This is a genomic window from Kitasatospora sp. NPDC057542 (genome assembly GCF_042801945.1).
Classification (GTDB): domain Bacteria; phylum Actinomycetota; class Actinomycetes; order Streptomycetales; family Streptomycetaceae; genus Kitasatospora.
This window is the reverse complement of record NZ_JBHVFE010000277.1, coordinates 1-11,882: the sequence shown is the minus strand read 5'-3', so window position 1 is coordinate 11,882 and position 11,882 is coordinate 1. Positions and strand designations below refer to the sequence as shown.

Below are 11,882 nucleotides of genomic sequence, written 5' to 3'. Positions count from 1 at the left end.
GCCGAGGCCGCTGCCCCGGCCGCCGCGGGCGCCACCGCGAGGCTGCGGATGCCCGCCGAGAGCGACCGGCACGACCGCACCTTCATGGCCTGGCCGGCGCTGTCGTCGATCTGGCAGACCCAGCTCTCGGCGGTGCGCGACGACATCGCGCGGATCGCCCACGAGATCTCCCGCTACGAACCGGTGGTCGTGGTCGCCCGTCCGGGCCAGGCCGCCGACGCGCGCTACTACTGCGGCTCCGGCGCCTACTACAGCGTCACCGTCGTCGAGATCTCCAACGACGACCTGTGGATCCGTGACTTCGGCCCGACCTTCGTGGTCGCACCGGGCGCCATCGCCGGTGTCGACACCAACTTCAACGGCTGGGGCAAGAGCGGCACCCCGTACTACCAGCGCTACACCGAGGACGCCGCGGTCGCGGCCACCCTCCTCGCCGCGTACGGCATCGACCGCGTGCAGGCCCCCTTCGTCGGTGAGGGCGGTGCCCTGGAGACGGACGGCCAGGGCACCCTGCTGGCCACCGTCAGCTCGCTGGTCAACCCCAACCGCAACCCCGGCATGTCCCAGGACCAGGTCGAACAGGCGCTGAAGACGTCGCTGGGGATGGACAAGGTGATCTGGCTGGCCGGTCTGGCCGGCCAGGACATCACCGACGACCACATCGACTGCCTGGCGCGCTTCACGGCGCCCGGTCGCGTGATCCTCGACAAGCCCGGCCCCGGTACCGACCGGATCTGGATCGACGTCTACGAGCAGGCCAAGCAGGTCCTGCGGACCGCCACCGACGCCCAGGGCCGCCCGCTCACGGTCGTGGAGCTCCCCGGCCCCGACCGGGCGAAGATCCGCCGCCGCGGCAAGGACTTCCTGTCCAGCTACACCAACTTCTACGTCGCCAACGGCGCCGTGTTCGTCCCCCAGTTCGGCGACGCCGCCGCCGACGGGCTGGCCTGCACGATCCTGCAGGCCGAGTTCCCCGGCCGCGACGTCGTCCAACTGAACATCGACAACATCGCTTCCGGCGGTGGCGGCATCCACTGCGCCACCCAGTCCCAGCCGGCCGTCCCGCCGGCCCTCTGAACTTCCCGGCGGCCCGTCCGGTACCCCACGGAGGCGGGCCGCCGGGGACCTCCCGTCCCACCACCCCTCCCTCCCGACCACCCCGCGCACCGAACGCGCGGAGCCGGCCGGGCCCCGACAGAAGAGGTTTCCCGTGACGTACCGAATGCCCGCGGAGTGGACCGAGCACGAGGGCTGCCTGATGGCCTGGCCCGTCCGCCCGGACCTGTGGGGCGACACCCTCGACGAGGTGAAGCGCGAGTACGCGGCGGTCGCCCGCGCCATCGCGGAGTTCGAACCGGTCACCATGGTGGCCCCGCCCGGCCACGGCGAGGAGGCGGGCTCCCTGTGCGGCGAGGGCATCGCCGTCGTCGAACTCCCCACCGACGACTCCTGGTTCCGCGACTCCGCGCCGATCTTCGTCCTCGACGGCGAGGGCCGCCGGGCCGGCCTGGACTTCCGCTTCAACGCCTGGGGCCGCAAGCACAGCCCCTGGGACGCCGACGACCGGATCAGCGGCCTGCTGCTGGAGCACCTCGGCACCCCGGCGATCCGCTCCGAGATGATCCTCGAAGGCGGCGCGATCACCGTCGACGGCGAGGGCACGCTGATCACCACCGAGCAGTGCCTGCTGCACCCCAACCGCAACCCGGAGATGACCCGGGACGAGATCGAGGCCGAGCTGAAGGCACGCCTCGGCGTCACCAAGGTGATCTGGCTGCCGTACGGGGGCGCACTGGACACCGAGACCGACGGGCACGTCGACGGCGTCTGCGCCTTCGTCGCCCCCGGCAAGGTCGTGGTGCAGCTCCCGGCCGACCCGGAGCACCCGGACTACGTGCGGATGCGGGCCAACCGCGCCGTGCTGGAGCACTCCACCGACGCCCACGGCCGGCCCTTCGAGATCGTCGACCTGACGCAGGCCGCCTTCGTCGAGGTCGACGGCCGCGAGGTCGAGGTAGGGTACCTGAACTTCTACCTGGCCAACGGCGGCGCCGTCGTGCCGGTCGCCGACCACCCCGAGGACGAGGGTGCGCTCGCCGTCCTCGCCGCCGCCTGCCCGGACCGGAAGGTCGTCGGCGTGCGGGCCAGGGTCATCGCCCACGGCGGCGGTGGCGTCCACTGCATCACCCAGCAGATCCCGGCCGCCCGCGCCTGACCCCCACGCCAGCGAACGGAGAACCCACCCTCATGCCTCCCACCGCGCCCGCGAGACGTGCCGCCGCCCCCGGCCGACTCGCCCTCGCCACCGCCCTGCTCTCGGCCGCGGCCCTGGTCGCCGCCTGCTCCGGACCGCCGCGCGGCGGCTCCGACCAGGCGGCGGTCCAGCTGTCCGCCGACACCCCGCCGGCCAAGGGCGAGCTCGACTCCTTCACCTGGGCCACCTACGCGGAACCGCCCACCCTCGACTACGTCCAGGCCTTCGACTACCCGCAGAACACCGTCCTCGCGAACGTCTGCGAGAGCCTGATGCGCTGGACCCCGCAGCTCACCCTGGCCCCCGGCCTGGCGGAGAAGGCCTCCAACCCGGACCCCACCACCTGGGTCTACGACCTGCGCTCCGGCGTGCACTTCCACGACGGCACGGTGATGACCGCCGACGACGTCGTCTACAGCCTCGGCCGGCAGACCAACCCGGACAACGCCTCCGCCTGGGCCCAGGTGTTCCAGAACGTCGACTCGATCACCAGGACCGGCCCGCTCCAGGTCACCGTCAAGCTCAAGCAGCCCGACTCCCAGTTCCCGCAGTACATGGCCACCGCCGCCGGCGTGGTCGCCGCCAAGGCCGGGGTGGAGGCCGCCGGCAAGGACTACGGCACCGGCGGCAGCCTCGACTGCACCGGCCCCTTCAAGCTGGGCACCTGGGCCAAGGGCCAGTCGATCGAGCTCCAGCGCTTCGACGACTACTGGGGCACCAAGGCCAAGTCCAGGAAGGTCGTCTTCAGCTTCCTCACCGACCCGTCCGCCCGCACCAACGCGATGCTCACCGGCGACGTCGACGGCGGCTACCTGATCCCGACCGAGAGCTACGACCGGCTGCGCAAGAGCGGCGCCGGCACGCTCTACTTCGGCGAGGGCCTGAGCACCGTCAACCTCAACGTCACCAGCATGCAGGGCCCGCTCGGCGACGTACGGGTCCGGCAGGCGCTGTCCCTGGCGCTCGACCGCTCCGGCTTCGTCAAGACCGGCCTCGCCGGCGCCGGCACCCTCACCGGCTCCCTCACCACCTGGGCCGCCTGGGCCGGCGCCCCCGACGACGTCCGCAAGAACGCCTTCGAGCACCTCACCCCCACCGCCCAGGACGTCGACCGGGCCAAGGCCCTGGTCAAGGAGGCCGGGGCCGAGGGCAGGACGATCACCGTCGCCACCAGCACCATCGGCCAGGACGTCTCCCTGCTCGCCACCGCCGTCCAGGCCGCCGGAGCGAAGATCGGCCTGAACGTCCAGCTGCGGACGATCGCCCCGAACGCCTTCACCGCGCTGTTCACCGACCCCAAGGCCCGCGAAGGCCTGGACATGTTCCCCGAGACGTACTACGACTCGGTCACCGACCCGCTCGACCTGCTCACCAACTTCAGGACCGGCGCCTACCAGAACTTCGCCGGCTACAGCGACAAGGCCTACGACGACCTCGTCGACCAGGCCACCGCCGAGTACGACCCGGCCAAGCGCGGCGCGATCGAGGCCAAGCTCCAGCAGACCGCCTCCGAGCAGCTGCTGTGGATCCCGGTCGCCGAGTGGCCCACCGCCGTCTTCCTCAACAAGCGCATCACCGGCGCGCCCACCACCATCGCGTACATGTACTACCCGTGGGCCGCCGACGTGGGGGCCGCACGGTGAGCTTCCTGCGATTCGCCGTCCGACGGCTGGTCGAGATGGCCGCCACCCTGCTCGGCGCGTCCTTCGTGGTCTTCGGCGCGATGTACCTGGCGCCCGGCAACCCGGCGAGTTTCCTGCTGTCCGGACGGTCGGCCTCCCCGGCCGCCCTGCAGGCGATCAACGACCAGTACCACCTGGACGACCCCTTCCTGGTCCGCTACCTCCGCTGGCTCGGCCAGGTGCTGCAGGGCGACTTCGGACGCTCCCTGACCTACCGCACGGACGTCTCCCGGCTGCTCGCCGACCGGCTGCCGGCGACCCTGACGCTGGTGGCCATGGCCCTGCTGGTGGTCGTCGTCATAGGCCTGGTGCTCGGCTGGATCGGCGCGGTGCGCGGCGGCGGGACCGACTCGGCGATCCTGGTCTCCACCACGCTCGCCGTCGGCACCCCCTCGTTCGTCGCGGCGGTCCTGCTGCAGGGCCTGTTCGCGGTCCGGCTGGGCTGGTTCCCGACCAGTGGCACCGGTGACGGCTTCCTCGACCTGCTGTGGCACCTCACCCTGCCGTCGATCGCCCTCGCGCTGTACCTGATCGGGATGCTCGCCCGGGTGACCCGCTCGGCGATGCTGGAGGCGCTGGACGGCGAGCACGTCGCCGTGGCCCGCAGCCGCGGCGTGCCCGAGCGCGAGGTGATCCGCCGCCACGTGTTCCGCAACTCGCTGGGCACCGTGCTGACCACCGGCGGCCTGATCGTCTCCACCCTGCTGGTCTGCACGATCCTGGTGGAGTCCGCCTTCAGCATCGGCGGCATCGGCCAGCTCCTCGAACTGTCCACCACCACCAAGGACTTCCCGACCGTCCAGGCCATCTCCCTGATCATCGTCGCCCTGTTCATGACGGTGAACCTGATCGTCGACCTGCTCCACCCCCTGGTCGACCCCCGGGTCACCCTCGGTTCGAGGAGGTCCGGCGCATGACCGTCGCCCTCACCCGCAGGCCCGGCCTCGGCCGCCTCAAGGCCGCCCGCGCCCCGCTCCACCTGCTCTGCCTGGGCATCGTCGCCCTGGTGGTGCTCGCCGCCCTGGTCGCACCGTGGATCGCCCCGAGCGACCCGAACGGCGTCGACCTCGGCAACGCCCTGGCCGGCCCCTCGGCCGACCACCTGCTCGGCGTCGACGCCGCCGGCCGGGACACCCTGTCCCGGCTGCTGCTCGGCGCCCGCACCTCCCTGCTCGGCCCGCTCGGCGTGGTCGCCTTCTCCACCGTCGCCGGCGTCCTGGTCGGCCTGGTCGCCGGCTGGCGCGGCGGCTGGCTCGACTCCGTCCTCTCCCGCAGCACCGAACTGGTCTTCGCCTTCCCCGGCATGCTGCTCGCCATCCTGATCGTCTCGGTGTACGGGGAGGGCCTGCTCGCCCCCGTCCTGGCCCTCGCGGTCGCCTACCTGCCGTACGTCTCGCGGCTGACCCGCTCCCTGGTGCTGGCCGAACGGATGCGGCCCTACGTCAGCGCCTACCGGGTGCAGGGCCACTCCGCCGCGCAGATCTGCCTGCGGCACGTCCTGCCCAACATCGCCCCGATCGTCCTCGCCCAGTCCACCATCAACTTCGGATACGCCCTCATGGACCTGGCCGGCCTGTCCTTCCTCGGACTCGGCGTCCCCGCGCTCACCCCGGACTGGGGGCGGATGGTCTTCGACGGCCAGACCGCGATCCAGCACGGCTACCCGCTCTCCGCGATCCTGCCCTGCGTCCTGATCGTGCTCACCGTCGTCGCCTTCAACGTCGTCGGCGAGCGCTGGGCCGACCGCGTCGCCCGGAGGACCCCGTGAACCCAGCGGAGCACACGAACCCGGAGGGCCCCGTGCGCGCCCTCGACGTCCGGGGCCTGCGGCTGCGGCTGCCCGGCACCGCCCGGCCCGTCCTCGACGGGGTCGACCTCACCGTGGGCCCGGGGGAGACCGTCGCCCTGGTCGGCGAGTCCGGCTCCGGCAAGACCCTCACCTCCCGCAGCGCCCTCGGCCTGCTGCCGCCCGGCGCCACCGCCGAGGGCAGCGTCCTGGTCGACGGCGAGGACGTCCTGACGATGGGCCCCGACCGGCTGCGCGCGCTGCGCACCGGCCGGGCCGCGATGATCTTCCAGGACCCCCGCGCCGCCATCAACCCGCTGCGCCGCATCGGCGACTTCCTCACCGAGGGCGTCCGGCTCGGCGGCCGGACGGGCGCGGCCGACGCCGAGCGGCGCGCGGTCGAACTCCTCGACGCCGTCGGCCTCGGGCCGGAACTGCTGCGCCGCTACCCCGGGCAGCTGTCCGGCGGCATGCTCCAACGCGTCATGATCGCCGCCGCGCTGATGGGCGACCCGGTCCTGCTGCTCGCCGACGAGCCCACCACCGCGCTCGACGTGACCAGCCAGGCCGAGGTCATCGCGCTCCTCGGCCGGCTGCGCGAACGCTTCGGCACCGGCCTGCTGTTCGTCACCCACGACCTCGGGCTCGCCGCCGCCATCAGCGACCGGGTCCACGTGATGTACGCCGGGCGGATCGTCGAGAGCGGCCCCGCCGCGGAACTGTTCGAGCGGCCCCGTCACCCGTACACCGCCGCGCTGCTCGCCGCCACCCCCCGGCTGGACGCCCGGCCCGGCCGGCTCGCCGCCATCGACGGCCAACCACCGGACCTGCGACAGGAGTTGACCGGCTGCGCGTTCGCCGACCGCTGCCGGTACGCGACCGACCTGTGCCGCGAGCAGACCCCCGCGCCGCACCCGGTCGCCTGCCACCACCCGCTTCGAGGGAGCCTCGCCGATGCCTGAGACCGTACTGGAGGTCACCGGGCTGCGCCGGACCTTCGGCTCCGTGCGGGCGGTGGACGACGTCTCCTTCACCCTCGCCGCCGGCGGATCGCTCGGCATCGTGGGCGAGTCCGGCTCCGGCAAGACCACCACCGCCCGGATCATCGTCGGCCTCGAACAGGCCGACGAGGGCGCGGTGCTGGTCCGCGGCCGGTCCCGCACCGGACGGGCGCGGGGCAGGACCGAGCGGCTGGAGCGCGCCCGCGAGGTCCAGATGGTCTTCCAGGACCCGTACCTCTCGCTCGACCCGCGCACCAGCGTCGAGGCCGTGCTCCGGGAGACCCTGCGCCTGCACTTCCCCGGCGCCGACCACGCGGCCCGGATCCGCGAACTCCTCGACCAGGTCGGCCTCGGCACCAGGGCGGCCGACGCGCTGCCCCGGCAGCTCTCCGGCGGCCAGCGCCAACGCGTCGCCATCGCACGGGCGTTGGCCGTCCAGCCGGCCGTGCTGGTGCTGGACGAGGCGGTCGCCGCACTGGACGTCTCCGTGCAGGCGCAGGTCCTCAACCTGCTCGCGGACATCCGCGAACAGACCGGCGTCGGCTACCTGTTCATCACCCACGACCTCGGCGTCGTCCGCTGCGTCACCGACGAGGTCGTCGTGATGCGCCACGGAGCGATCGTCGAATCCGGCCCCACCGCCGAGGTCCTCGACTCCCCGCAGCACGCCTACACCCGGCTGCTGCTGGAGTCCGTCCCCCGGCCCGGCTGGGATCCCGACCGGATCGCCGCCGCGCGCCGCGCCCTGTAAGACGGCCCCGGCCCGGCAGGTGGTGGGACCTGCCCGTCCGGGGCGACCGAGCACCACCGGCGGGCCGCGCCGGGCCGGCGGCGAACCCGCCCGCCCGGCTGCCCGCCGCAGGAAGGACGACCGTGCAGGTCACCACCGAAGACACCCCCGCGACCGAGCCGGCCGTGCACCGGGCCCCCCGCCGCCGTTGGCGGTTCGCCGCCGTCCTGGCCCTGGTCGTCGCCCTCTGCGGGGGCGGCATCGGGCTGTACCTCAACGAGCGCAACACCCGGGAGCAGACCCGGGAACTGGCCGTCCCCGCGGCCGCCGACTGGATCGAACTGGATGTCACCGCACAGGACGTCGACCCGACGGCCCAGCAGCTGACGCTCTACGTCACCCCCGTCCCGCACGGCCGGTTCGCCGCCGGGCCGAACTCCCAGGCCTTCGCCCGCCCCGTCGAGATCACCGTCACCGGCGCCCCCAGGGTGACCATCCGGGCCGCCGAGGGCGAGGCCGCCGCGTCCCAGCTGGTGCAGGTGGGGATGTACGACGGCACCAAGACGGACTACCCCTTCGACCGCTACCGCGCCGAGGCGGCCTTCAGCGCCACCAGCGGGGGCACGGCCGTGCCGGTCGGCCTGGTCCTCACCGACACCGACCCGTTCTTCGTCATGCGCCCGCAGGCCACGGCCACCGCCGCCGGCGCCGTGACGCTGGACACCGGGATCACCCGCTCGCGCAGCACCTTCATCCTGTCCTGGTTCATGATCGCCGCGATGTGGGCCATCGCCCTGGCCGTCCTCGGCGCCGCCGAGGTGCTCTACCGCAAGCGCGAGGGCCTGGTCTGGCCCTCCCTGGGCTGGATGGCGGCGAGCCTGTTCGCCCTGATCGGCATGCGCAACGCCGCGCCCGGAGCGCCGCCGATCGGCTCGCTCATCGACTACGTGGCGTTCTTCTGGGCCGAGGGGATCATCGCCGCGAGCCTGGCCTGCACCGCCTGGTCCGGCATCCGCACCGAGCACCGGCTGCGCCGTGAACGGGAGGCGACGCCCGACGGCGCGTGAGGGCGGAGGCCTCCGAACGGCGGATTCCCCGAACGGCGGATGCGTGCCGCGCCGGATCCTGACCGTCCTGTCAGTAGCCTGCGGAGCCGAACCCGACACCAACCGGAACGAGGCTCCATGGCTCACCCCCGGCCGTCCCGCCGCTCGATCCTGCAGTCCGGGGCCGCGCTCGCCGCGCTGGCCCTGGCCGGTGGCTGCTCCTCCGGCAGCGGAGCGGAGTCGCAGCCCGGCCCGGGCGGTACGGCCTCGGGCGCGGCCCCGTCCGGAAGCCCGGCGGCGGGCGAGTGGGCCATGCCGGCCGAATCCGACCCGCACACCCGCACCTTCATGGCCTGGCCGGCGCTGGAGGAGGTGTGGGGCGACCAACTGCCCGGCGTCCGACAGGACATCGCGGGGCTGGCCCAGGCGATCGCCGGCTTCGAGCCGGTCGTCCTGCTGGCCCGCCCGGACCAGGCCGACCAGGCCCGGCAGGCCTGCGGCTCCTCGGTCGAGGTGCTCGAACTGATGGTCGACGACCTGTGGGCCCGGGACACCGGCCCGACCTTCGTCACCGGCCCGCAGGGGCTCGCCGGGGTCGATTTCAACTTCAACGGCTGGGGCGACAAGCAGACCCACACCAACGACAGCCAGGTCGCCCGCAACCTCCTCGACCACTACCGCATCACCCGCATCCAGGCGCCGATCACCGGTGAGGGCGGCGGCATCGAGGTGGACGGCGAGGGCACGCTGATGGCCACCGAGAGCTCCTGGGTCAACGGCAACCGCAACCCCGGCAAGTCCCGCGACCAGATCGAGGAGAGCCTCAAGGAACTGCTCGGCGTCGAGAAGGTGATCTGGTTCCAGGGCGTCGCCGGGCAGGACATCACCGACAGTCACGTCGACGCGCTCGCCCGTTTCGCCGAGCCGGGCACCGTGCTCCTGCACCGTCCCACCGCCGACGCCCCGCCGGACGTGTGGACCACCGCCTCCGCGCAGGCGCTGCGGGTGCTCCAGTCGGAGACCGACGCCAAGGGCCGCACGCTCACGGTGGTCGACCTCCCCGAGCCCGACATCGGCCGGATCCCGGGCGCGGGCAAGGACTTCCTGGCCACGTACATCAACTACTACGTCTGCAACGGCGGCGTCATCGTTCCGCGCTTCGGGGACCAGGCCACCGACGACCGGGCAGCCGGGATCATCGGTGGCCTCCACCCCGGCCGCAAGGTCACCCAGGTCGGCATCAACCACATCGCCGCGGGCGGCGGCGGGATCCACTGCGCCACCCAGCAACAGCCCGTCGCGCCCGGCTCCACCCCGTGACCGGCCGGGCGGCGGACGGTCGGGCGGCGCGCGGTCGGGCCGCGGACCGTCAGGCGCCGGACGGCCGGGCGGCGGATGACAGCGAGTCCAGCAGGGTCCGCAGCACCCGCTCGGCGTCCACCGTCCCGTCGAGCGACCCGATGGCGGCGAGCCCGTCCACGGCGGCGGCGAAGGCCTCCCCGAGGGGGACCGGGTCGGCGCCGTCGCCGCGTTCGTCCACCAGACACCGGAACAGCTGTACGAAGGAGGCCCGCCAGCGCGCGTACTCGGCCTCCAGGCTCGCTCGGACGCGTTCGTCGTTGAGGGCGAGCCAGTGCAGGGCGGCGTGGAGCCGGGCCAGGTCGGGGCTCTCGGGCCGGGTGAGCAGCGTCAGGACCCGCTCGGCGCGCTCGGCGTAGGCGCCGGGGCCGGCGACCGCCTCCTCCAGCGGTGTGATCCACTCGGGCCGGATGTCCGCCACGACCGCGACGATCAGGTCGGTGCGGTCCGCGAAGTGGTAATGGCACATCCCGTGCGAGACCCCGCACAGCGCGGCCACGTTGCGGGTGGTGAACCGCCCGGCGCCGTCGCCCGCGAGCAGGGTGCGGGCCGCTGCGATCAGCCGGGCCCGGGTCTGCTCGCCCTTGGCGGAAGCGCGTGCCCGGCCGGGGCCGCCCGCTCCGGAGGCCGTTCGTGCGGCCGTGCCTGTCGCCTGTGTCGCCATGGCCGTCACTGTAACGACTGGGGGAGCCCGGCAGGGGCGCATCGGGCACGGTGCCTGCGCAAAGTATTGACCGAGCGCTTGGCCAGTTTTACCTTTTCGGTCAACTGCTGGACCAGCAGGTGACTTTGACAGGGAGGCAGTGATGGAGGACAGCTTCAGACCCCACCGGACCACCACCACCGACGGACAACTCGGCCGACGCCGGTTCCTGACGGCCGCCGGACTCGCCGTCGCCGGCACCGCGCTGACCGCCGCGAGCGGTGGCGGGCAGGCGTGGGCGGCGCAGCCTCGCACCGCCGCCGGGGGCCCGGCCGTCGCGGCCGGCTTCCGGGTGCCGCCGGACACCGTCCGCCACACCCGGACCTGGATGGCCTGGCCGGACAACAGCACCATCTGGCGGAACAAGCTCAGCGGTGTCCAGGCGAACATCGCCCTCATCGCCAAGACCATCGCGAAGTACGAGCCGGTGACCATGTGCGCCAACCCGGCCAGTGTGGCCAAGGCCCGCTCGATGTGCGGCTCCACCGTCACCGTCATCGGGGACATCCCGGTCGACGACTGCTGGATGCGCGACACCGGCCCGGTCTTCCGCACCGACGGCACGGGCGGCCTCGACACCGTCGGCCTCAACTTCAACGGCTGGGGCAACCACCAGAACCCGCACGGCAACGACGCCCTGGTCGCCCAGCGCGTCGCCGCCTACCTCGGCCTGCCGTTCACCGCCGCCGGGCTGGTCGGCGAGGGCGGCGGCATCGAGACCGACGGCGCGGGGACGCTGATGGCCACCCGGAGCAGCATCCTCAACGCCAACCGCAATCCCGGCATGTCCCAGGCCGCGATCGAGAGCGCGATGTGCGCCGCCTACGGTGCCACCAAGGTGATCTGGTTCAACGGCATCGCCGGCCAGGACATCACCGACGACCACGTGGACGCCACCTCCCGCTTCCTCGGCGCGGGTACGGCCGCGGTCCAGATGCCGCAGGCGAGCGACACCGACGCCTGGTCGAACGACGCGCGGCAGCAGTACCGGATCCTGACGACCTCCACCAGCGCCCAGGGCACCCCGTTCACGGTCAGCCAGATCCAGGGGCCCGACTACAACCTCATCCGTTCGACCGACCCCAACTTCGTCGGCTCCTACGCCAACTACTACCTGTGCAACAACGCGGTGATCGCGGCGCAGTTCGGCGACACCAGGGCCGACAGCGCCGCCAGGACGGCCCTCGCCCGGCTGTTCCCCGGCCGGACCGTCGAGCAGCTCAACATCGACTACCTCGGGGCGGGCGGCGGCGGGATCCACTGCGTCACCCAGCAGCTGCCAGAAGTTTGATACGGCGGGGCCTGGTGAGGTAAGTGTATC

General features: G+C 73.0%; 11 protein-coding genes. 10 read left to right on the top strand and 1 reads right to left on the bottom strand.

Annotated features, from left to right (window positions below; translation table 11 throughout):
* The 9 genes from ACFU7Y_RS28745 to ACFU7Y_RS28705 all read left to right on the top strand — a co-directional run.
* The coding region (locus tag ACFU7Y_RS28745; RefSeq protein ID WP_380770120.1) for an agmatine deiminase family protein at positions 1 to 1,077 on the top strand (1,077 nt) is incomplete at its 5' end.
* A gap of 133 nt (positions 1,078 to 1,210) precedes the next feature.
* On the top strand, positions 1,211 to 2,215 hold the full coding sequence (locus tag ACFU7Y_RS28740; protein ID WP_224282340.1) for an agmatine/peptidylarginine deiminase: 1,005 nt from the start codon (positions 1,211 to 1,213) through the stop codon (positions 2,213 to 2,215).
* 32 nt (positions 2,216 to 2,247) lie between these two features.
* Positions 2,248 to 3,897, top strand: a complete 1,650-nt coding sequence (locus tag ACFU7Y_RS28735; RefSeq protein WP_380770119.1) for an ABC transporter substrate-binding protein — start codon at positions 2,248 to 2,250, stop codon at positions 3,895 to 3,897.
* Positions 3,894 to 4,853, top strand: coding sequence for an ABC transporter permease (locus ACFU7Y_RS28730; RefSeq protein ID WP_224282342.1), 960 nt, complete (start codon positions 3,894 to 3,896; stop codon positions 4,851 to 4,853). Before ACFU7Y_RS28735 ends, ACFU7Y_RS28730 begins: the two co-directional genes overlap by 4 nt.
* On the top strand, positions 4,850 to 5,704 hold the full coding sequence (locus ACFU7Y_RS28725; protein WP_224282343.1) for an ABC transporter permease: 855 nt from the start codon (positions 4,850 to 4,852) through the stop codon (positions 5,702 to 5,704). The genes ACFU7Y_RS28730 and ACFU7Y_RS28725 overlap by 4 nt, the downstream gene beginning before the upstream one ends.
* Entirely contained in the window at positions 5,701 to 6,684 is a 984-nt protein-coding gene (locus ACFU7Y_RS28720) for an ABC transporter ATP-binding protein (RefSeq protein WP_224282344.1), read from the top strand. The genes ACFU7Y_RS28725 and ACFU7Y_RS28720 overlap by 4 nt, the downstream gene beginning before the upstream one ends.
* Positions 6,677 to 7,474, top strand: a complete 798-nt coding sequence (locus tag ACFU7Y_RS28715; protein WP_224282345.1) for an ABC transporter ATP-binding protein — start codon at positions 6,677 to 6,679, stop codon at positions 7,472 to 7,474. Before ACFU7Y_RS28720 ends, ACFU7Y_RS28715 begins: the two co-directional genes overlap by 8 nt.
* 122 nt (positions 7,475 to 7,596) lie before the next feature.
* Complete coding sequence (locus tag ACFU7Y_RS28710; protein ID WP_224282346.1) at positions 7,597 to 8,520, top strand: DUF4436 family protein; 924 nt, start codon at positions 7,597 to 7,599, stop codon at positions 8,518 to 8,520.
* A gap of 117 nt (positions 8,521 to 8,637) precedes the next feature.
* Entirely contained in the window at positions 8,638 to 9,819 is a 1,182-nt protein-coding gene (locus tag ACFU7Y_RS28705; RefSeq protein ID WP_224282347.1) for an agmatine deiminase family protein, read from the top strand.
* Between the two features lie 49 nt (positions 9,820 to 9,868).
* Here the strand turns inward: ACFU7Y_RS28705 and ACFU7Y_RS28700 are convergent, their stop codons facing one another.
* Positions 9,869 to 10,522 (bottom strand): TetR/AcrR family transcriptional regulator, encoded by a 654-nt coding sequence (locus ACFU7Y_RS28700; RefSeq protein WP_224282348.1) that lies wholly within the window; start codon positions 10,520 to 10,522, stop codon positions 9,869 to 9,871.
* A 142-nt stretch (positions 10,523 to 10,664) separates the two neighbouring features.
* Here ACFU7Y_RS28700 and ACFU7Y_RS28695 point away from each other — a divergent pair, with 142 nt between their 5' ends.
* Complete coding sequence (locus ACFU7Y_RS28695) at positions 10,665 to 11,852, top strand: agmatine/peptidylarginine deiminase (RefSeq protein WP_380770118.1); 1,188 nt, start codon at positions 10,665 to 10,667, stop codon at positions 11,850 to 11,852.
* Positions 11,853 to 11,882 lie beyond the last annotated feature (30 nt).